Source organism: Streptomyces polyrhachis, from assembly GCF_042663125.1.
Lineage (GTDB): Bacteria > Actinomycetota > Actinomycetes > Streptomycetales > Streptomycetaceae > Streptomyces > Streptomyces polyrhachii.
Genome location: NZ_JBHSZO010000025.1, coordinates 12,981 through 33,224, shown reverse-complemented (window position 1 = coordinate 33,224; position 20,244 = coordinate 12,981). Strand labels below are relative to the sequence as shown.

Annotated in this window: 18 protein-coding genes and 1 tRNA gene; 14 read left to right on the top strand and 5 right to left on the bottom strand. The window is 72.4% G+C overall.

Annotated elements, in window-relative coordinates; translation table 11 throughout:
* Positions 1-56: 56 nt before the first annotated feature.
* The 4 genes from ACFQLX_RS16810 to ACFQLX_RS16795 all read left to right on the top strand — a co-directional run bounded on the left by ACFQLX_RS16810 (position 57) and on the right by ACFQLX_RS16795 (position 3,617).
* Positions 57-2,309, top strand: a complete 2,253-nt coding sequence (locus ACFQLX_RS16810) for an ATP-dependent DNA helicase UvrD2 (protein ID WP_386415912.1) — start codon at positions 57-59, stop codon at positions 2,307-2,309.
* Between the two features lie 159 nt (positions 2,310-2,468).
* Entirely contained in the window at positions 2,469-2,816 is a 348-nt protein-coding gene (locus ACFQLX_RS16805) for a hypothetical protein (RefSeq protein WP_386415910.1), read from the top strand.
* A 118-nt stretch (positions 2,817-2,934) separates the two neighbouring features.
* The gene (locus ACFQLX_RS16800) at positions 2,935-3,309 is read left to right on the top strand and encodes a WhiB family transcriptional regulator (RefSeq protein WP_386415908.1); all 375 of its coding nucleotides are present in this window, start codon (positions 2,935-2,937) and stop codon (positions 3,307-3,309) included.
* Positions 3,306-3,617, top strand: a complete 312-nt coding sequence (locus tag ACFQLX_RS16795; protein WP_386415906.1) for a hypothetical protein — start codon at positions 3,306-3,308, stop codon at positions 3,615-3,617. Before ACFQLX_RS16800 ends, ACFQLX_RS16795 begins: the two co-directional genes overlap by 4 nt.
* Before the next feature lie 163 nt (positions 3,618-3,780).
* Here the strand turns inward: ACFQLX_RS16795 and ACFQLX_RS16790 are convergent, their stop codons facing one another.
* Positions 3,781-5,139 (bottom strand): ABC1 kinase family protein, encoded by a 1,359-nt coding sequence (locus ACFQLX_RS16790; RefSeq protein WP_386415903.1) that lies wholly within the window; start codon positions 5,137-5,139, stop codon positions 3,781-3,783.
* Positions 5,132-6,298, bottom strand: coding sequence for a ThiF family adenylyltransferase (locus ACFQLX_RS16785; RefSeq protein ID WP_386416018.1), 1,167 nt, complete (start codon positions 6,296-6,298; stop codon positions 5,132-5,134). Before ACFQLX_RS16785 ends, ACFQLX_RS16790 begins: the two co-directional genes overlap by 8 nt.
* A gap of 540 nt (positions 6,299-6,838) precedes the next feature.
* Here ACFQLX_RS16785 and ACFQLX_RS16780 point away from each other — a divergent pair.
* From ACFQLX_RS16780 to ACFQLX_RS16765, 4 genes are all read left to right on the top strand, one after another.
* A complete protein-coding gene (locus ACFQLX_RS16780; protein ID WP_386415901.1) occupies positions 6,839-7,405 on the top strand; it encodes a M48 metallopeptidase family protein in 567 nt (188 codons plus the stop codon).
* A 103-nt stretch (positions 7,406-7,508) separates the two neighbouring features.
* On the top strand, positions 7,509-9,128 hold the full coding sequence (locus tag ACFQLX_RS16775; RefSeq protein WP_386415899.1) for a TerD family protein: 1,620 nt from the start codon (positions 7,509-7,511) through the stop codon (positions 9,126-9,128).
* Between the two features lie 11 nt (positions 9,129-9,139).
* A complete protein-coding gene (locus ACFQLX_RS16770; RefSeq protein WP_386415897.1) occupies positions 9,140-9,826 on the top strand; it encodes an AIM24 family protein in 687 nt (228 codons plus the stop codon).
* 16 nt (positions 9,827-9,842) lie between these two features.
* Positions 9,843-10,604 carry an AIM24 family protein gene (locus ACFQLX_RS16765; RefSeq protein WP_386415895.1) on the top strand — a complete coding sequence of 254 codons (762 nt, stop codon included), beginning with the start codon at positions 9,843-9,845 and terminating at the stop codon, positions 10,602-10,604.
* Between the two features lie 78 nt (positions 10,605-10,682).
* Here ACFQLX_RS16765 and ACFQLX_RS16760 read toward each other — a convergent pair whose 3' ends face one another.
* A complete protein-coding gene (locus ACFQLX_RS16760; protein ID WP_386415893.1) occupies positions 10,683-11,210 on the bottom strand; it encodes an NUDIX hydrolase in 528 nt (175 codons plus the stop codon).
* Positions 11,207-12,685: a zinc-dependent metalloprotease gene (locus ACFQLX_RS16755; protein ID WP_386415891.1), complete on the bottom strand. Its 1,479-nt coding sequence runs from the start codon at positions 12,683-12,685 to the stop codon at positions 11,207-11,209. Before ACFQLX_RS16755 ends, ACFQLX_RS16760 begins: the two co-directional genes overlap by 4 nt.
* A 201-nt stretch (positions 12,686-12,886) precedes the next feature.
* Here ACFQLX_RS16755 and ACFQLX_RS16750 point away from each other — a divergent pair, with 201 nt between their 5' ends.
* The 4 genes from ACFQLX_RS16750 (at position 12,887) to ACFQLX_RS16735 (ending at position 16,133) form a co-directional block, all read left to right on the top strand.
* Positions 12,887-14,071 (top strand): NAD-dependent epimerase/dehydratase family protein, encoded by a 1,185-nt coding sequence (locus ACFQLX_RS16750; RefSeq protein ID WP_386415888.1) that lies wholly within the window; start codon positions 12,887-12,889, stop codon positions 14,069-14,071.
* Between the two features lie 35 nt (positions 14,072-14,106).
* Entirely contained in the window at positions 14,107-14,568 is a 462-nt protein-coding gene (locus tag ACFQLX_RS16745; RefSeq protein ID WP_386415887.1) for a molybdenum cofactor biosynthesis protein MoaE, read from the top strand.
* Between the two features lie 260 nt (positions 14,569-14,828).
* Positions 14,829-15,011, top strand: coding sequence for a hypothetical protein (locus ACFQLX_RS16740; RefSeq protein ID WP_386415886.1), 183 nt, complete (start codon positions 14,829-14,831; stop codon positions 15,009-15,011).
* Between the two features lie 21 nt (positions 15,012-15,032).
* Positions 15,033-16,133: a YlbL family protein gene (locus ACFQLX_RS16735; protein ID WP_386415884.1), complete on the top strand. Its 1,101-nt coding sequence runs from the start codon at positions 15,033-15,035 to the stop codon at positions 16,131-16,133.
* Between the two features lie 102 nt (positions 16,134-16,235).
* Here the strand turns inward: ACFQLX_RS16735 and ACFQLX_RS16730 are convergent, their stop codons facing one another.
* Positions 16,236-16,799, bottom strand: a complete 564-nt coding sequence (locus ACFQLX_RS16730; RefSeq protein ID WP_386415881.1) for a PPA1309 family protein — start codon at positions 16,797-16,799, stop codon at positions 16,236-16,238.
* A 208-nt stretch (positions 16,800-17,007) separates the two neighbouring features.
* Between ACFQLX_RS16730 and ACFQLX_RS16725 the strand changes: the two genes are divergently transcribed.
* Together ACFQLX_RS16725 and ACFQLX_RS16720 are read left to right on the top strand one after the other, a co-directional pair.
* Positions 17,008-19,887, top strand: a complete 2,880-nt coding sequence (locus ACFQLX_RS16725; protein ID WP_386416016.1) for a UPF0182 family membrane protein — start codon at positions 17,008-17,010, stop codon at positions 19,885-19,887.
* Between the two features lie 104 nt (positions 19,888-19,991).
* Positions 19,992-20,065 (top strand) — tRNA-Met (locus tag ACFQLX_RS16720).
* Positions 20,066-20,244: the final 179 nt, after the last annotated feature.

The window sequence follows — 20,244 nt, the reverse complement described above, 5'->3', positions numbered from 1 at the left end:
CGCGGCCTGTGGACAACGGGTCCCGGGCGCCTCCCCCGACCTGGCAGCATGGCGGGGTGACAGCAGTACCCCACGCCTCCGGCCCCTCGCTCTTCTCGCAGTTCCCGTCCGTCCCCGAGTCGCCCGACGCCGTGCTCGAAGGACTGGACCCGGAGCAGCGGGAGGTCGCGACGTCCCTGCACGGGCCGGTCTGCGTGCTGGCGGGCGCGGGGACGGGCAAGACCCGCGCCATCACCCACCGCATCGCCTACGGGGTGCGGGCCGGCATCCTGCAGCCCTCCAGCGTGCTGGCGGTGACGTTCACCAACCGGGCGGCGGGCGAGCTGCGCGGCCGGCTGCGCGCTCTGGGCGCGGAGGGGGTGCAGGCGCGGACCTTCCACTCGGCCGCCCTGCGCCAGCTGCAGTTCTTCTGGCCCAAGGCGGTGGGCGGCGAGCTGCCCCGGCTGGTCGAGCGCAAGATCCAGCTGGTCGCGGAGGCGGCGGCGCGGGCCGGCGTCAAGCTGGAGCGCGGCGAGCTGCGGGACACGGCGAGCGAGATCGAGTGGGCCAAGGTCACCCAGACCGCCCCGGACGACTATCCGGCCGCCGCGGCCGCGGCCGGGCGCCTGCTGCCGCGCGACGCCGCCGAGCTGGCGGGGATCTACCGCGCCTACGAGCGGCACAAGTCGGAGCGCGGAGTGATCGACTTCGAGGACGTGCTGCTGCTGACGGTGGGCGTCCTGCAGGCCCGGTCGGACATCGCCGAGCAGGTCCACCAGCAGTACCAGCACTTCGTGGTCGACGAGTACCAGGACGTCAGCCCCCTCCAGCAGCGCCTGCTGGAGCTGTGGCTGGGCGGCCGGGACGGACTGTGCGTGGTCGGCGACGCCAGCCAGACCGTCTACTCCTTCACCGGCGCCACCTCCGACCACCTGCTCGACTTCCGCCGCCGCTATCCGCACGCCACGGTGGTCAAGCTGGTGCGCGACTACCGCTCCACACCGCAGGTGGTCCGGCTCGCCAACGGCCTGCTCGACCGCGCGCACGGCAGGGCCGCGGAGAACAGACTGGAGCTGGTCTCCCAGCGCCCGAACGGCCCCTCCCCGCAGTACGTGGAGTACGCGGACGAGCCCGCGGAGGCCGAGGGCGCCGCCCGGCGGATCGGCAAGCTGATCGACAGCGGCGTCCCCGCCGGCCAGATCGCCGTGCTCTACCGGATCAACGCCCAGTCCGAGGTCTACGAGCAGGCCCTCGCCGACCGCGGCATCCCCTACCAACTCCGCGGCGCCGAGCGCTTCTTCGAGCGCCCCGAGGTCCGCGAGGCGGAGACCGCCCTGCGCGGCGCCGCCCGCGCCGGCGGCAACGACGCGCTGCTGGACGACGCGGGAGACCTCGCCTCCCAGGTGCGGGCGGTGCTGGGCACCAAGGGGTGGCATCCGCAGGCCCCGGCCGGCTCGGGGGCGGCGCGCGACCGCTGGGAGTCGCTGGCGGCGCTGGTGCGGCTGGCGGAGGACTTCGGCCGGGCGAAGCCCGGCGCGACGCTCGGCGACCTGGTCGCCGAGCTGGACGCCCGCGCCCAGGCGCAGCACGCGCCGACGGTGGACGGCGTCACGCTGGCCTCGCTGCACGCGGCCAAGGGCCTGGAGTGGGACGCGGTGTTCCTGGTGGGCCTCACCGAGGGCATGCTGCCCATCGCCTACGCCAAAACGGCCGACCAGGTGGAGGAGGAGCGCCGGCTGCTCTACGTCGGTGTGACGCGGGCGCGCGCGCACCTGTGCCTGTCCTGGTCGCTGGCGCGCTCGCCGGGCGGGCGCCCCCGCCTCCCCTCGTCCTTCCTGGACGGCCTCAGGCCCGGCAGCGGCGGCCGGGCGGGGCGGGGCCGGTCCGGCGGGGACGAGTGGGGCGGCGGCGTCGAGTGGGGCGGCGGCACGCCGCCCGGCGGGGGCGGGGGGTCGTCGCGGCGGGAGAGCGGGCTGCTGTGGACCGGGCCGCGCACCCTGGGGCGCTGCCGGGTCTGCCGCAAGACGCTGACGCGGGCCGGTGAGATCAAGCTGATGCGGTGCGAGGACTGCCCCGGCGAGCTGGACGAGGCGCTCCACGAGCGGCTCCACGAGTGGCGTGCGGAGCAGGCCCGCTCGATCGGTCAGCCGGCCTACTGCGTCTTCACGGACAAGACCCTGCTGGCCATCGCCGAAGCAACTCCAGGCAATTCGTCCGAATTGTCCGCTATTTCGGGCGTGGGGGCGAGAAAACTGAACAGATTTGGCGCCGATGTACTCGCCATCTGTGCAGGTCAGGAGCCCTGTGGGGGCTCCGGCGACGAGGGTTGAGCCAAAATAACCCCGTAAATAGTTTGCGCTGCCCCTGGGAAGGCTCATAGCCTTCCGAGCACGGAAGCAAGCGGTTCCCGAACCGAAGCTTCCGTGCTGTACTGATAGCTGCCCGCGGCGACTTTCGCCGCACCGAGACGCCGAGAGGAGGCGAGTTCCGTGAAGATCCTGGTCAACAAACTGGCTGGTCGTCCCATGACCGCCTCCTGCCTGCTCGCCGCGTCCGAGCGTGGACTTCGCGGGACCGGTGTGTCCGGTTCCCGTGGCGCCCGCGTGCTGGGCAGCGCCTTCGGTTCGGCCGTCGTAGCACGACCGACCGGGGCACTCGTGGCAGCGCAGGTGAAGGCCGAGCAGGCCTATGCCGGCGTCATCGCGGGTGCCGGCCTCCAGGAGCAGACGTGGGTCTTCGACGGCTTCGGCGCCGTCATTCCGACGGATGCCGGCAATGAGCAGCACCGCAAGATGCGGGCCAACCGCGGCCCTGAACCCTGGCAGGAACCATCTTGATCGACACGATCGAGACGGCACCTTCCAGGGCCGCGGACCCCGACCGGGATCCGCGGCCCTTTTGTTTGCCAGCACACCGCTCCACCCGTCAGAAGAACCACCGAACGGAAGGCACAACGTGTCCACCCCAGTACACGCTCCCTACCTCCCCCCCGCTGACACCCCACAGCACCACCCGGACCTGGAGGTCCCCTTGACCCAGCCGACCACGCTGACCGCACTGACCGAGCTCGACGAGCGCATCGAGAGCCTCGGCGAACTCGTCCCCTGCCGGACCTACGACCCCGAGGTCTTCTTCGCGGAGTCCCCGGCGGACGTCGAGTACGCCAAGGCCCTCTGCCAGACCTGCCCCGTACGCGAGGCCTGCCTCACCGGCGCCAAGGAGCGGCGTGAGCCGTGGGGCGTCTGGGGCGGCGAACTCTTCATCCAGGGCGTCGTCGTGGCCCGCAAGCGGCCCCGCGGGCGTCCGCGGAAGAACCCGGTCGCGGCATGAACACCCCCGGCACCATCTCCCGTCCCCTCGCGCACGATCCCGAAAAGCAGGTCCCCTCGATGAACCCGTCCCCTCTCTCCCTGATCGCACGACCCGAAGCCGGCGCCTTTGACGAGCGCCAGAACAGGAAGCTGGAAATGCAACTCATGCCAGAAGCGCTCGCCCGTGCCCAATATTGCGAGCGCAGGCGCGAAGCCGAGAACGAGCGCCGGGCGCTGGCGCTGGTGGCCGCCCGACGGCTGCAGCGCCGCGCGGAGCGCACCCAGATGCGAGCCCGCCGCGCGCTGGCGATGGCGGTCATGAACTGACCGGTACGCCCACCGGGTCGAGGCCCCCGCCGCCGCACCGCTCGTAGCGCGGCCCGCGACCCGCCGCACCACCCTCAAGGGGGTCCTCCCGGTCACCGGGAGGACCCCCTTCGCACGTGGCGCACCCGACTGCGACCCGACTCCGAGGCGGAGGAGCCGGCCGTCAAACCGTCGCGTCGGCCAGGTCCTCCACCTCGGGGTCGGCGAAGCCCGGGAGCCACGCGGCCAGCTCCTCGCGCATCCGGACCGTCGCGCCGAGCTGGCACAGCACCCCGATCGTGGAGAGCGTCACCCGGTGGATCAGCAGATACGAGGGCGGCAGGTTCAACTGCTTGCCCAACTGGTGGGCGGGGGAGCGGGGATCGGCTATCCGGGCCGCCTGCGTACGCATCCAGCCGCGGGTGAAGGTGAACTCCGCCACCGCCGCCGGCTCGATGATCGGCTCCAGGTACTCCAGCACCGCGTCCGGGTCCAGCGTGATCGTCGGCTTGACGAAGCCCTCCGCGCGCAAGGTGTCGTAGACCTCCTGCGCCTCGCCCGCCAGGGTGAGCCGCAGGGACTCGCCGATCGTCTGCGGCAGCCCCTCCGGCAGCCGGTCGACCGTGCCGAAGTCCATCACGCCCAGCCGCCACTCCTCGGGCGGACCCTCCTTGATCAGCCGGAAGTTCCCCGGATGCGGATCCGCGTGCAGCAGTCCCGTGCGGGCGGTCCCGGCGAAGAGGAAGCGGGCCAGGAGCTGCCCCACCCGGTCGCGCTCCTCCTGGCTGCCGTCCGATATGAGCGAGGCCAGCGGGACCCCGTCCATCCACTCGGTCACCAGCACCTGATCCGCCTGATGCACCACGTCCGGCACGAACACGTCCGGATCGTCCGCGAACTCGGCCGCGTACGCCTTCTGCGCCTGCGCCTCCAGCGCGTAGTCCAGCTCCTCCGAGACCCGGTCGCGCAGCTCGTCGATGAGCGGCTTGACGTCCATCCCGGGGATGAGCGGCCCCAGCAGCCGCGAGAAGCGCGCCAGTTGGGCCAGATCGCTCAGCAGGGCCTCCCCGGCCCCCGGGTACTGCACCTTCACCGCCACCTCCCGCCCGTCGTGCCAGACGGCCCGGTGGACCTGGCCGATGGACGCCGCCGCGGCCGGGGTGTCGTCGAAGGAGAGGAAGAGGTCGCGCCAGTCCTCGCCCAGCCGCTCGGCCAGCGCCCCGTGCACGGAGCGCACCGGCATCGGGGGCGCGGCCTCCTGCAGCTTCGTCAGCGCCGCGCGGTAGGGCCCGGCGACGTCCTCCGGCAGCGCGGACTCGAAGACCGAGAGCGCCTGCCCGAACTTCATCGCGCCCCCCTTCAGTTCACCCAGCACCCGGAACAACTGCTCCGCCGTGCGCTGCTGCAGCTCCCGGGCCACGATCTCGGCCGAGCGTCCGCCGATGCGCCTGCCCAGGCCCCAGGCCGAGCGTCCGGCGAAACTCAGCGGCAGCGTCGCGAGCTTGGCCGTCCGCGTCACAGCCTTGCGAGGAAGATCAGACACGTGCCCCTCCAGCTTCCTGTCCGGCTCCGACGGACCCGGCCGTTGTCGAAACCGCTGCCGGCACCCTTGCCGGCAGCGCTGTCCCCACCGCCCCGCAACCACACCCCGGGAACGGCTCCAGTCTGCCCACCTCCGGATCGAGACCCGGCAGCGCCAGCTCCAGGCGGGCTCCGGTCACCGGCGGCAACCCCCCGTCCAGATACGTGAGTACATGACTCGCGGTGAGCCCCGCCACCAGCGCCGCCAGCGCCACGTCGCAGGACTGCACGCCCTGCCGCCGGCCCCCCGAGCGCCACTGGGCCAGCAGCCGGGGCCATTCGGGCTCCTCCGCCGCGCGCGCCGCCGCCAGGCAGCCCGCGCAGGCCGTCCCACCGGGGAGGACCAGCGGCCCCACCACCCCCGTCGCCTCCAGCACCCCCGCGTACAGATGGGGAACCCCCGCCGCCATCAGCTCGGCGGCGGCGTCCGGATCGGGGGCGTAGGCGGCGAAGCCGTCGCGCGGCGCGAGCACCACCAGCGCGGGACCCGCCGCAGCCGTCGCGCGCTCGCCCGCCGGGCGCCCCGCGCCCGGCGGCTCCGGGGCGGCGGCGCGGACCGCGCGCCGGGCGGAGACCTCCCGCCGCTCGCCCACCTGCTGCGGCGCATGGCCGCCGGGCCCCACGTCCCAGGGCTCCACACAGCCGCCGTCGCGCACCTCCACCCGCCCCACGCCCGCGGCCGACAGCAGTGCGGCCACGGCCGCCCCCACCCGCCCCGCCCCGCGCACCTGCACCTGCAGCGCACGCCGCGCGGCCAGCCGCTCCAGACCCCCGCAGGCGTCCGGATGCAGCACGGAGAGCGAGGCGAGATCCGGCCGCAGCCGGTCCAGCGCGCCGGCCCGCTCCCGCAGCCGGGCCGCGCCCGGACCTCCGCCGGTGGCATCCATGAGCAGGCCGGCCCCGGCGAGGGCGGAGAGCAACTGGTCGGCCGCTCCCTCCCGCAGCCCCAGCGCCGCCGCCTCCTGGCGGACCAGCGAGAGACCGCGGGCGCCGGTGAGCCGGTCGAGCAGTATCCCCGTGTCCGGATCGAGCGGGCCGAAGGTCACCGCCGTGGCGCGCGTGACACCGAACTGGACGGTCTGCCCCGACCGCCAGGCCCTGCGCAGCGCGGGCCGCAGCATGGGGTGCGGCTCGACGCCCCCGCCGCGCCGCTCCCGCCCGCCCGCGTCGGAGCACACCGCCCGTGCCGCCTTCCGAACCTCACCCATGGCTCCCCCGTCCGTCCCGGGCACGCCTCGGCGCACCCGTCCGACTCAGCGAGTGGCGAACGCCCCTCGCGGGCAACACTCTGCACCGCCGGCCGCGACCGGGCCGTGAGTTACCCACAGGGCCGGGTCATTGGTCGTACAACTCAACGCGCAGAGCGGAGGATGTGCCTCCCATCCCGGCGTCCAGCCTCATCTTGAACGTGTTCAAGATGAGGTGTCAATGGGTGGCCCCCGACGATCGGACCCCCGTGCGGCGGGCGGCCGGGCCCGTCGGGGCCGCCTGGCCCGGTGCGGGTTGGCCGGAGGTTTTCGTCAACCACCGCGCATCGGAAGGTGATTCATCCCCCTATTGCCCCCAACGTCGGTGGAGCGGATGCGCGGATCGTGTGCGCGAGGGCCGCGATCTGGCCTCTGGCCGGGACTTTCACCTGCGGGAAGAGGTAACGTCGAGACGTGCCTGCCGACCATCAGCACAGCGCCGCAGGACCGAAGACCGCGAGCGCGGTGGAGGTCCGGCGCAGCGCGCGCAGGCGCAGGACCGTCTCGGCGTACCGCGACGGGGACCGCACCGTGGTCCTGATCCCCGCCCGGATGAGCGAGGCGGAGGAGCGGCGCTGGGTCGAGGTGATGCTCGGCAGGCTGCAGGCCCAGGAGCGCCGGCGGATGCCCGGCGACTCCGAGCTGGCCGCCCGCGCCCGGCAGCTCTCCGCGCAGTATCTGGGCGGCGGTCCGCAGCCCACCACCGTGCGCTGGGTGACCAACCAGAACACCCGCTGGGGCTCGTGCACCCCCGACGAGGGCACCATCCGCCTCTCGCACCGGCTCAAGGGAATGCCGGAGTACGTCGTGGACTACGTACTGCTGCACGAGCTGGCCCACCTGCTCGTCCCCGGCCACGGCCCCCGCTTCTGGAAGCTGCTGGAGGTCTACCCCAAGACCGAGCGGGCCCGCGGCTACCTGGAGGGTGTCGTCGCGATCGAATCGCTGCCGTTCATTCCCGGCCAGTCGGACAAGGGTTAGGCTGACCGACGCGGGGCCGGGGGGCAGCACGGGTACAGGAGTGCGGCCCGGCGCACGCGGCAGACCAACGGATTGCAAGCCCGGAGGGGGACGGTCGTTCGGCATGAGCAGGCAATTCCAGCGTGGCCACAAGGCCAGGATCAGTGACCTGACGGCAGGGACGGATCTGTACATCGGTGTGCAGATCGCCGGCCCCGGATTCTCGTTCGACATCAGCTGCTTCGGCCTCGACGCGAACGAGCAGCTCTCGGACGACCGCTACTTCGTCTTCTTCAACCAGCCGAAGTCGCCGGAGGAGTCCATCCAGCAGCTCGGCCCGCAGTCGGGCGACACCCAGTCCTTCCGCGTCACCCTCGACCGGGTCCCGGACGCGATCCGCCGCCTCTCCTTCACCGCGACGATCGACGGCGCCGGGACGATGTCCCAGGTCGCCCCCGGCTATCTGCGGATCGTGGCGGGCGGCGAGGAGGTGGCGCGCTACGCCTTCGACGGCTCGGAGTTCAGCACGGAGCGGGCCGTCATGATCGGCGACCTCTACTTCAAGGACGGCTGGCGCTTCGCCGCCATCGGCCAGGGCTTCGACGGCGGCCTGGACGCGCTGCTGAAGAACTTCGGCGGCGAGGTGCTGGAGGAGCAGCAGCCCGCCCAGCCGGCCGGGCAGACCCCCGGCTTCGCCCCGCCCCCGGCCCCGGCGGCCCCCGCGCCCGCCTTCGGCGCACCCGCCGCCCCGGCCCCGGCCTTCGGCGCCCCGGCCCAACCGCCCGCCCCGGCCCCGGCCTTCGGCGCCCCGCCGCAGGCCCCAGCCCCCGCCTTCACCCCGCCCCCGGCGCCCGTACCGCCCCAGGCACCCCCCGGCCAGTTCGCGCCCCCGGGAGCCCCGCCCGCCCCGCCGGGCCAGTTCGGCCCGCCCGGCGGCGCCCCGGGCCAGTTCGCGCCGCCCGGAGCCCCGCCCGCCCCCGCGGTCGGCGGCGCCCTCCCCAACCCCTTCGGCGGCCCGCCCCCCGGCGGCGCCCCCCAGCCGGGCCAGCCCGGCGCCTACGCCGTCCCGCAGGCGGCCCCCCTCGGCCTCGCCAAGGCCATGGAGCCCTACCGCGAGACCCCGACCGGCCAGCGCTGGGCGCTGCAGAACGCCAAGCTGGTCCGCGCCGACATCGGCATGGGCCAGAACCAGGGCGTGCTGGCCCGCCAGGGCAGCATGGTGCTCTACCAGGGCAAGGTCGAGTTCGGCTACAAGTCCTCCGGCGTCATCGGCCGCGTCACGCAGAACGCCACCGGCCAGGAGATGCAGCTCATGCGCTGCACGGGCCGCGGCCAGATCTTCTTCGCGGACAACGCCTCCTACCTCCACCCCATCGAACTCCAGGGCGACGCCATCTGCGTCTCCGCGGAGAACGTCCTGGCCTTCGACGAGACCCTCCAGTACGAGGTCAAGCGCGTCGAGGGCCACGGCATCCCCGGCGGGGCCCTGTTCACCATGCAGTTCTCCGGTACGGGCACGGTGATCGTCAAGACCCACGGCACCCCCGTGGTCCTCCCCGTCACCCCCACCACCTACAGCGACAGCAACGCCATCGTCGCCTGGTCGGCCGCCGCCCAGGTCGTCCTCTCCAGCCAGGTCCGCCTGCGCCGCACCGCCTACCCCGGCCACAGCGGGGAGACGGTCAACCTCCAGTTCCGGGGCGCCCCCGGCAACTTCATCGTCGTCCAGCCGTACGAGGTCTAGAGGAGCCCGCCGTGGACCAGCAACTCATCGCGGGCTACGCCCCGACCCCGATCACCGCCCGGATGGAGAACCACGGCAGCGCCATGCTGAAGACCGTGCTCCAGACCGGCGCCGACCTCTACGCCCGCGCCGGCTCGATGGTCGCCTACGAGGGCTTCGTCCAGTACGAGCCCAACCCGCCGGCCCTGCGCCAGGCAGCCGCCCAGTGGCTGACCGGCGAGGGCGCCCCGCTGATGAAGTGCAGCGGCGACGGCGTGCTCTACCTCGCCGACTACGGTGCGGACGTCGTCTGCCTCAACCTCAACAACGAGGCGGTCTCCGTCAACGGCACCAACCTCCTCGCCTTCGACGCCCACCTGCAGTTCGGCGTGGAGAAGGTCAAGGGCCTGGCGCGCTTCGCCGGCCAGGGCCTGTGGAACGTCCAGATCGCCGGCACCGGCTGGGTGGCGATCACCTCGCGCGGCACGCCGATCGTCGTGGACTGCTCCAGCCGCGGCGACGACGAGACCTACGTCGACCCGGACGCCCTGGTCGCCTGGTCCACGGACCTGAAGGTGAAGGCGAAGAAGACCGTCAAGATGGGCGCGCTCATCGGACGCGGCAGCGGCGAGGCGTTCCAGATCGGCTTCTCCGGCCGCGGTTTCGTGGTCGTACAGCCGAGCGAGGACTCGACCGACCGCCTGCGGGTCCGGGGCTGAGGGGGAGAGGGAAGACATGCAGAGTCCGCTTTTCGCACACGTCGAGAACCAGTCGCAGGAGCGCTACGCCCTGCAGAACGCGCAGCTGCTGCGCTGCCATCTCGACGGGCAGAGCGACCTGTTGGCCCGCAAGGGCTCCATGGTCGCCTACCAGGGAATGATCGACTTCGACGGCGAGTACCAGGGCAACGCCCGCCGCTCGCGCCAGCGGATGGCCGGCGAGAGCCTGGAGCTGATGCGCTGCTCGGGCCAGGGCACCGTCTACCTGGCCAACCTCGCCCAGCACCTGCACGTGGTCGAGGTCGACCCGGGCGGCATGACGGTGGACAGCTCCTACGTGCTGGCGATGGACTCCGGGCTGAACTGGGACGTCGTCGCCGTGGACAGCCAGTACGGCATCTCCGGCTCGGGGAAGTTCAACCTGGAGATCACCGGGCGCGGCAAGGTCGTGCTGATGACCTCCGGCAAGCCGCTGATGCTCTCGGTGACCCCGGAGCGCTACGTCAGCGTGGACGCCGACGCCATCGTCGCCTGGACCAGCGCGCTGCGCGTGCAGATGCAGTCGCAGACCTCCTCCTCGGGGGTCTGGCGGCGGCGCGGCAACACGGGCGAGGGCTGGGAGCTGTCCTTCCAGGGCCACGGCTTCGCGCTGGTCCAGCCCAGCGAGCAGCTCCCGCCGCAGCACGCGGTGCTGGGCCAGGGCGCGGCGGCGCAGTTCGGCCTGGGTCAGCAGGGCGCCCGCGGCGGCAACCAGGGCAACATCTTCAGCAACCGCTGAGCTGGGCCGTACGCACCGAGGGGCCCGCGTCCGACGACGCGGGCCCCTCGGTGCGTATCCGCCCTGTCCGGGCGTACGTCAGTCGCCCAGCCGCTCCCGCGCCGCCCGCACCAGCAGGGCGACGGAGGAGTCTCCGAGGCGCTCCGCCTCGTCGTAGGAGAACCAGCGCAGGTCCAGCGACTCGTCGCTGATCTCCGGCTCGGCGCCCGCCGGGGCCAGCGCCGCGTACTGCACGTCGAAGTGCTGCGTGCACGGGCCCGGGATCGGGTGGCGGTCGAGGCGGACGGGGCCGCCGCCCAGCAGCACCAGCCCCGTGATGCCGGACTCCTCCCAGCCCTCCCGCAGCGCGGCGTCCTCCAGCGTGGCGTCCTCCGGCTCGCAGTGGCCGCCCATCTGCAGCCACATCTCCAGCTTGCGGTGGAGCGTGAGCAGCACCCGCCCGCCGGCCGGGTCGACCACCAGCGCGCTGGCCGTCAGATGGCCGGCGCCGCAGCCCTTCCCCATGCCGTCGGGATGGTCCGCCAGATGCTCCAGGTAGGCGTCGCGCAGCTCCGGCTGGCCCGCGTACTCCTTCAGCACCAGCATCGCGTCGTCGTACAGACTCACTTGCCCTGCTCCTCCTCGCCGGCGCCCGGACCTTCCGGCGCCGCACCGCCGCCTGCCGCGCCGGTGTCCTTCGGCGGCGCGGTGTCCTCGGCCGTCCCGCTCGCCGCCGCGCCCAGCATCCTGTCCAGCTCGGAGAAGTCCGGCTGCTCACTGTGGACGAAGCCGTCGGGGTCGTCCAGGTCATGCGCGGTGGGCAGCATGTCCGGGTGCGCCCACAGCGCGTCGCGGCCGTCCGTGCCCCGGGCGTCCGCCAGTGAGGCCCACAGCCGGGAGGCGTCGCGCAGCCGGCGCGGCCGCAGCTCCATGCCGATCAGCGTGGCGAAGGTCTGCTCCGCCGGACCACCGCTCGCCCGGCGGCGGCGCAGCGCCTCGCGCAGCGCGTCCGCCGAGGGCAGCCGGGACGCGGCGGCCTCGTGCACCACGGCGTCCACCCAGCCCTCGACCAGCGCCAGCGCCGTCTCCAGCCGTGCCAGGGCGGCCTTCTGCTCGGGGGTGTCCTGCGGCTGGAACATGCCCTGCTGCAGCGCGTCCTGCAGCTCCTCGGGCCGCGAGGGGTCGAGCTGGCCGACCAGGTCCTCCAGCTTGGCCGTGTCGACCTTGATGCCCTGGGCGTAGCCCTCGACCGCACCGAAGAGATGCGCCCGCAGCCACGGCACGTGCTGGAAGAGCCGCTGGTGGGCGGCCTCGCGCAGCGCCAGGTAGAGCCGCACCTCCTCCTCGGGCAGGCCCAGGCCCGCACCGAAGGACCGTACGTTGAGGGGCAGCAGCGCCGCCTTGCCGGCTGGGCCCAGCGGCAGCCCGACGTCCGTCGAGCCGAAGACCTCGCCGGCGAGCACCCCCACGGCCTGCCCGATCTGCTGGCCGAACATGGCGCCGCCCATCGAGCGCATCATGCCGATCAGCGGGCCCGCCATGGCCTGCATCTCCTCGGGCAGGACGCTCCCCATCGCCGTACCGACGCGCTCGGCCACCGGGTCCACCAGCTCCCGCCAGACCGGAAGCGTGGCCTCCACCCACTCGGCGCGGCTCCACGCCACCGTCGAGGCGGCGCCCGAGGGCAGCGCCGTCGCGCCGTCCAGCCACAGCTCGGCCAGCCGCAGCGCCTCCTCGACGGCCTGGCGCTCCGAGGCGCCGACGCTCGCGTCCTTGACGCCGTCCGGGGTGCCCTGGGCGACGGCCTGGCGGGCGACCTGCTTGGCCATGTCCCAGTTGACCGGCCCGCCCTCGTAGCTCAGCATCTGGCCGAGCTGCTGGAAGGCGGCGCCGAGGTCGGCCGGGTTGAAGTTGCCGGGGACCCCGCCGGGCGGCCCGGGCATACCCGGCATCCCGCCCATGCCGAACAGCGCCGCGAAGGGATTGTCGCCGGCGCCCCCGCCGAAACCGAAGGGGTTCTGAGCAGGCCCCTGGTCCTTCTTGCCCTCGTCGTCGTCACCGGGCTCCGAAGGGAGTCCGAATCCGAATGGGGTGTCACTCACGGTGTCCTCGGCTCGTCAGGCCGCCGTCGATCCAGGGCCGGCAGCTGTGCCCTCCAACACATCCAGCCTAGGCGCTTCCTCGGACAACCCGGCCCCGCGGGGGCGAGCGGCCCCCTTGGACAGCGCCGGGGCTCCCACACCGGCCGGGCGGCTGGGGCAGGATGGGGTGGACCTACTGCAGACAACAGCTGGAGCCGCCCGGTGAGTTCCCCGGAACCGAACGTTCGCGGAGCGCGAACCCCCCGAGACACCGCAGCGGCCGAGCCCGCGGGCCTCGCCGAAACCCCCGCCGAAACCCCCGCGCCCGCCGCCCCCAGGTCGGAGGGGCGCCACGGCCCGGTGGTGGCCGTCACCGGCGCGGCGACGGGGATCGGCGCCCTCCTCGCGGCCCGGCTGGCCGAGTCCGACGAGGTCGGACGGCTCGTCGCCTTCGACGAGCGCCGCGGGGAGACCGAGGCGGCGCAGTGGCACGTGATGGACGTACGCGACCCCGCGATCGCCGAGAAGCTCTCCGGCGTGGACGTCGTGGTGCACCTGGCCGTCGACGTCAACCTGGAGACCGACCCCGTAGCCCGTACCGCGTACAACGTGCGCGGCACGCAGACGGTGCTCACCGCGGCCGCCGCCGCGGGCGTGCACCGGGTGGTCCTCCTCACCTCCGCCATGGTCTACGGCGCCCTCCCCGACAACCCGGTGCCGCTCTCGGAGGACGCCGAGCTGAACGCCACGGAGGACGCCACCGGCGTCGCCGACCTGCTGGAGATCGAACGCCTCGCCAAGCGCGCCCCCCGCGCCCACCCCGGACTCAACGTGACGGTGGTGCGCCCCGCCGCCCTGGTCGGCGGCGTGGACACCCCGCTGACCAGGTACTTCGAGTCCCCCCGGCTGCTGGTGGTGAAGGGCTCGCGGCCGTGCTGGCAGTTCTGCCACGTGGCGGACCTCGCCTCCGCGCTGGAGTTCGCCGCCCTGGGCAAGGCGGAGGGGGAGCTGGCGGTGGGCTGCGAGGGCTGGCTGGAGCAGGAGGAGGTGGAGGAGCTGAGCGGCATCCGGCGCATGGAGCTGCCCTCCGCCGTCGCCGTGGGCGCCGCCGCCCGGCTGCACCGCCTGGGGCTCACCCCCTCCCCGGCCGGCGACCTCGCGTACACGATGCACTCCTGGGTGGTCAGCGGCTCGCGGCTGCACGACGCGGGCTGGCGCCCGCAGTGGACGAACGAGGAGGCGCTCGCCGCGCTGCTGGCGGAGACCTCGGGCCACCACACGGTCGCCGGCCGCCGCCTCGGCCGCAAGGACGCCACGGTCGCGGGGGCCGCGGGCGCCACGGTCGCCCTGCTCGGCACGGCCGCCGCCGTACGCCAGATCCGCAGGGCCCGCCGGGGCAGGATCTGAGCCCCGCGCACGGCCCGTCGGGCAGGATGGGCGGTATGGAACACACACCCGACCACCCCGGTGAGCAGGCCGCGGCCGACCCGATCCGGCTGCTCGCCATCCGCGAGACGCCCCTCTCCCTCGACGAGGTCCACGCGGCCGTCGCGGACGACTCCGCCGGCGGCACCGCCTTCTTCGTCGGGACCGTACGCAACCACGACGGCGGCGCCGACGTGGACGCCCTCGGCTACTCCTGCCACCCCTCGGCGGAGGCGGAGCTGCGCCGGATCGCGGAGAAGATCGCCGCCGAGTACCCCGTACGGGCGCTCGCCGCCGTCCACCGGGTCGGCGAGCTGGGCATCGGGGACATCGCGGTCATCACCGCCGTGGCCTGCCCGCACCGGGGGGAGGCGTTCGAGGCCTGCCGCAAGCTGATCGACACCCTCAAGCACGAGGTGCCGATCTGGAAGCACCAGAGGTTCTCCGACGGCACCGAGGAGTGGGTCGGGGCCTGCTGAGCTGCACCGTCCGGGGCGGATACGGGCGCGGTGTCAAGCACGGTGCGGGGCGCGGCGCCGGACGGCACACGAGTTGCGTAACCCCCGGCAAGGCCAGAGCGTTGCCTTGAGGGACGGTTTCGTACCCGGGGCGGGAGCCGCGGGCACGGGGCTGCGACCCCGACGGCTTCGAGCGGAGCCGCAGAGGTCCGCAGAGGTCCGCAAAGGCCCGCAGGGGTCTGAGAAGGCACGCGAAGGCACGAGAGGGAGAGAGCGCCGACATGGCCGCGATTGCATGGCTGGTGATCCCCGTGGTGTCCGCCGGGGCGGCGGCGATATGGGCGGGCTGGGCCACGCGGAACAAGTCCACCGGGGACAGCGCCGAGCTGCAGGGCTACGAGCGTTTCCGGGAGGCCATGGAGCGTACGCACTCCGGATCGCACTCCCGTTCCGGAGCCGCGTAGGCGTCCCGTACTGTCGACCCCATGCCACGCCGCACCGCGACGCTGCTCGCCGCCACGCTGACCCTGATGGTCATGGTCTTCGTCCTGGCACTCGCCCCCTCGCCCTACGCCGAGATGTCCCCGGGCCCGACGGTCAACACCCTGGGCGACCACGACGGCGAGCCGGTGCTGCGGATCGAGGGCCGCAAGACGTACCCCGCCACGGGCAACCTCAACATGACGACGGTCCGCGTCACGGGCGCGGACTACCGGATGAGCTTCGTCGAGGCGGTCGCGGGCTGGCTCTCCGGCAACGACGCGGTCGTCCCGCACGACACCCTCTACCCGCAGGACAAGACGGCCGAGGAAGTCGACCAGGAGAACGCCGAGGAGTTCACCGCCTCGCAGGAGAGCGCCAAGGTCGCGGCGCTGCGCGAGCTGGACATCCCGGTCCGCTCCTGGGTCATCGTGCGCACCGTCGTCAAGGACAGCCCCGCCGAGGGCGAACTGCACGCCGGGGACGCCATCGTCGCGGTGGACGGCACGCCGGTCGCCGAGCCGGGAGACGTCGCCAAGCTGGTCACCCAGCACAAGCCGGGCGAGGAGACCACCTTCTCCGTGATCCCCGCCAAGCGCGCCCAGGCGGCGAAGAAGGCCGGGAAGAAACCTTCCGGCAGGGCCGAGGACGTCACCATCACGACGATGAAGGCCCCCGACGACCCCCGGCGGGCCATGGTCGGCATCCAGGCCGGCTCCGACCACGCCTTCCCCTTCGAGATCGACATCAAGCTGGCCGACGTCGGCGGCCCCAGCGCCGGGCTGATGTTCTCGCTCGGCATCGTCGACAAACTCACCAAGGGCAGCCTGACGGGTGGGAAGTTCGTCGCGGGTACGGGCACGATCGACGACGGCGGGCACGTCGGCCCGATCGGCGGCGTGGGCCTGAAGACGATCGGCGCCCGCCAGCAGGGCGCGGAGTTCTTCCTCACCCCGAAGGAGAACTGCGCCACCGCCGCCGCCGACCCCCCCGAGGGCCTGACGCTCGTGGAGGTGGCGACGATCGACGACGCGCTGGACGCGCTGACGGACATCCGCGAGGGCGACACCGACCAGCTGAAGACCTGCCGGGCGGCGAAGAGCTGACACGGCAGGACACGACGGGAGGGGCGGCCGGACTCCGAGTCCGGCCGCCCCTCCCGTCGTACGCGCAGGCCCTCCGATACGGGCCCGCGCGGCAACAGCCTCTCAGTCCTGCAGGGTCGCCGCGAGCGCCGCGGCCAGCCCCGGCACCAGGTCCGCGCCGGTGAGCACCTCGCGCGCCGAGTCCTTCTCACGCAGCCGCAGCGCGCACTCCCGGCTGCCGTCGCGCAGGACGGCCACGGTCATCCGGACCTCCTGGCGCTCCGGATGGGCGGCCACCCAGTCGGTGAGCGCCTGCCCGTCCAGCCCCTCGGGGATCGCGCTCTCGGCGGCGGGCGGCAGCATCAGCCGCTCGACCGACAGCGCGCACCCGGCGACGCTCGGCGGCCACGCCACGGTCGCCAGGAACTCGTCCAGCGCCTTGTCGTCGGGCAGTTCCTGCTGCTCCACGGGTGTCAGCGGCGAGGTCGCCGGGTCGTCGGCGCCGCCCAGCCCGAGCTGGGAGGCCAACTTCGGCTCCCGGGTGCGCAGCCGGGCGGTGTCGACCAGGGCGAAGAGCCGGACCGGCTGGTCCCAGCCGAAGCCCGCCGTGTAGTCGTCGATCTCGAGGACGGCACGCGTGAGGGGACTTGCCGCGAATGCCGTGCCGTCGGTGGGAAGGTTGGACATACTCGCCATCCTCCCCTATCCGGTCCTGTCCGGGCTTGTGCCCCCCACTGGGGAACTAGGTAAAGCACGAGTAAGTTGCACCAGTAAGCCATCCGTGTCACGGCACGGTCCATGGCGAGCGCGGAGCAGGACCCCTGCGACGCCACAGACGTACGAACCACCGCCGACAACCCCTTACTTCCAGAGGTGCGCACCCTTGGCTTTCCAGATGCCGGACCGCGGCTCAGGCCCGTCGAGGCCACGGATCAATCTCAGCCGGCCGTCCCGGCGCATGCGGACCCTGATGATGACGCTGGGCGCACTGGCGGTGCTGGCCATCCTCTTCGTCATGTTCGCCGGGTTCTGGACGGACTGGCTGTGGTACCGCTCGGTGCACTACTCCTCCGTCTTCACCACCCAACTGTGGACGAAGACCGGGCTGTTCTTCGTCTTCGGCACCCTGATGGCGCTGGCGGTGGGGTTCAACATGTGGCTGGCCTACCGGCTGCGCCCGCCGCTCTCCGCGATGTCGATGGAGCAGGAGAGCCTCGACCGCTACCGGATGGGCATCGCCCCGTACAAGAAGTGGCTGCTCATCGGGATCGCGCTGCTCGTCGGCCTGATCTCGGGAGCCTCCGCCTCCGGTCAGTGGCGCATCTGGCTGATGTGGGTCAACGGGGTGTCGTTCGGTGAGAAGGACCCGCAGTTCCACAAGGACATCTCCTTCTACGCCTTCGACCTGCCCTGGTACCGCTTCCTGCTGGGCTTCGGCTTCGCCGCCGTGGTGCTCTCGCTGATCGCGACGGCACTGGTGAGCTACCTGTACGGGGGCCTGCGCGTCTCCAGCCCCGGTGCCCGCGCCACCGCGCAGGCCACGATGCACCTGGCCGTGCTCCTCGGGGTGTTCGTCGCGCTGAAGGCCGTGGCGTACTGGCTGGACCGCTACGGACTGGCGGTGAAGTCCAGCGGCCTGCGCTCGACGGACTCCTGGACGGGTCTGAGATACGTCGACGCCAACGCCTACCTCCCGGCCAAGACGATCCTCTTCGCCATCGCGATCATCTGCTCGCTGCTCTTCTTCGCCACGCTGTGGCGGCGCACCTGGCAGCTGCCGCTGATCGGCCTGGGCCTGATGGTGCTCTCGGCGATCCTCATCGGCGGCCTCTACCCGGCGATCGTGCAGAACTTCCAGGTCAAGCCGAACGAGCAGGCCAAGGAGGCGCCGTTCATCAAGAAGAACCTGGAGGCGACCAAGCGGGCGTACGGCATCGACCGCGCCACGGTCGAGGACTACAGCGGCAACGCCGACGAGCCCGACGCGGCGCTGCGCCAGGAGGTCGACCGCACGGCGAACATCCGGCTGCTCGACCCGAACATCGTCTCCGGGACCTTCCAGCAGCAGCAGCAGGTCCGCAAGTACTACCAGTTCCCCGAGACCCTCGACGTCGACCGCTACCAGGACCAGGACACGGTGCTGGGCCTGCGCGAGCTGAACGTGGACGGCGTGCCGGGCGAGCAGAACTGGATCAACCAGCACTTCAAGTACACCCACGGCTTCGGCGTGGTCGCCGCCAAGGGCGACGAGGTGGTGGACGCCGGCAGCCCGGACTACACCGAGTCCGACCTGCCGCCCGTCGGCGACCTCGGCCCGTACCAGCCGCGGGTCTACTACGGCGAGAAGACGACGCAGTACTCGATCGTCGGCGGTCCCCAGAAGGAGATCGACTACGTCAAGGACGGCGGCGCGGAGATCGAGTTCAGCTACACCGGCAAGAGCGGTGTCAGCCTGGACAACCCGATGAACCGCCTCGCCTACGCGCTCTCCTTCAGCGAGCCGCAGATCATGTACTCCGGGGCCATCGGGGAGGGTTCGCGGATCCTGTACAACCGCACGCCCAAGGAGCGCGTCGAGGCGGTGGCGCCGTGGCTGACGATCGACGGCGACCCCTACCCGGCGGTGGTGGACGGCCAGATCCAGTGGATCGTGGACGCGTACACGACGAGCAACGGCTACCCGTACTCCTCCCGTACGACGCTGGGGGACACCACCTCGGACTCGCTGACGCGGGTGGACCGCCAGCGGGAGCTGATCGCCCAGCAGAACCGGGTCAACTACATCCGCAACTCGGTGAAGGCGACCGTCGACGCCTACTCGGGCGAGGTGAAGCTCTACGAGTGGGACACCGAGGACCCGGTGCTCAAGACGTGGAAGAAGGCGTTCCCGGGCACGGTGCTGGACCGCTCGGAGATCAGCGCCGCGCTGATGGACCACCTGCGCTATCCGCAGGACCTCTTCAAGGTGCAGCGCGAACTGCTCACGCAGTACCACGTGAAGACGGCGAACCAGTTCTACTCGGGCAGTGACCGCTGGTCGGTGCCCAACGACCCCACGCGCGAGCGCGGCGACCAGAGCGCGGTGCCGCCGTACTACCTGACCATGCGGATGCCGGACCAGAAGGAGCAGGTCTTCTCGCTGACCACGACCTTCACCCCGGCGGGGCGCGACAACCTCGGCGCCTTCATGGCGGTGGACGCCGACGCGCGCAGCAAGGACTACGGCAGCATCCGGCTGCTGAAGCTGCCGTCCAGCAACCCGCCGGACGGTCCCAAGCAGGTGCAGTCGAAGTTCAACTCCGACAAGGACATCGCGGAGACGATCCGGCTGCTCAAGGGCGGCGACTCCGAGGTGGAGTACGGCAACCTGCTGACGGTGCCGCTCGGTGGCGGCCAGCTGTACGTGGAGCCGGTGTACATCAGGGGCAAGGAGCTGAACCTGCCGCTGCTGAAGCTGGTGCTGGTGCGGTACGGCGACAAGATGGCCTTCGAGAGCACGCTGGACAAGGCGCTGGACGTGATCTTCGGCGAACGTCCTCCGACGACTCCGGGCACGGAGGAGCCGGGCACGCCCGAGAAGCCGGACACCCCGCCGTCGGCGGACCAGTCCCTGTCGGACGCGGTCCAGGACGCGCTGGACGCGTACCGGGCGGGCGAGGAGGCGCTGGAGAAGAAGGACCTCCAGGGCTACGCACAGGCGCAGGAGGACCTCAAGGAGGCCCTGGAGCGGGCGGGCAGGGCCCGGGAGACGGGAACGGCCGGTACGGACGGCTAGCGGCGCCCGGCGGGCGGGCGGCGTCCATCGGACGGCCGCCCGCCCGCCGGGAAAACCGTGGCGAACCCCCGCGCGTCGGCGTGCTAAAGTTGTGAACACAACGACGCGGGGTGGAGCAGCTCGGTAGCTCGCTGGGCTCATAACCCAGAGGTCGCAGGTTCAAATCCTGTCCCCGCTACTTGCACGAAGGCCCCCGGCAGACGCGAAAGCGCAGCCGGGGGCCTTCGCCTTTCCCACGGGACCTTCGATCGCCTTTCCCACGGGACCCTCGATGCGCCCCTCCGCGGAATCCTCCATGCGCCTCCCCCACGCGGACGATCCACGCGCCCCTCCACGGGGGCCACCCACACCCCGCCC